Source organism: Micromonospora sp. DT44 (assembly GCF_049841635.1).
Taxonomy (GTDB): Bacteria; Actinomycetota; Actinomycetes; order Mycobacteriales; family Micromonosporaceae; genus Micromonospora.
Window position 1 is genome coordinate 1 of record NZ_JBNCKS010000167.1, and the last position, 575, is coordinate 575.

1 protein-coding gene is annotated in these 575 nt (G+C 65.9%); it reads right to left on the minus strand.

What is annotated here, in order from left to right:
- Positions 1-575: non-reducing end alpha-L-arabinofuranosidase family hydrolase (locus ACLQ25_RS32800; RefSeq protein WP_425734603.1), on the minus strand; the 575-nt coding region annotated here is incomplete at both ends.

A 575-nucleotide genomic window follows, 5' to 3' on the forward strand; every position in this document is an offset into this window, starting at 1 on the left:
GTTCTTGGGCGCGAAGTAGAACAGGGTCGGTGCGACGGTGCCGCTGTTCATGGTGTTCTGGCTGGCCGAGCCCATCTGGGACCAGTTGGTGAACAGGCCGAAGTTCATCGAGCCCCAGGACGATCCGAAGTCGTGGGTGGTGGCGTAGACGAGCTGCTGGCCGTTGTAGGGGGCGACGGTGAAGTCCTTGAGTGACACCCAGCCCGACTTCGGCTGCGCCAACGCCCCGGTGGACGACCAGCGGTACGACGACGGCAGGTCACAGGTGCCACCCGGGGGCGGCGTGGTGGGCGGCGGCGTGGTCGGGTTACCACCGCCGTCGACGCGGACGAGCTGCCACTGCTGGTTGGTGCCGTTCCAGTCGTCGTACTGCACGATGTTGCCGCCGTCGGCCGTCGAGGCGCCCTGCACCTCCATGACCTTGTTGCTGTTGCGGTTGATCAACCGCACGTAGCCACTGTCCGAGTCGGCCAGGCGGAACTGCTGGTTGGTGCCGTTGTTGTCGGACCACTGCACGATCGCCCCACCATTGGCGGTCGAACGGCCGGAAACGTCCAACACCTTGCCCGACAACC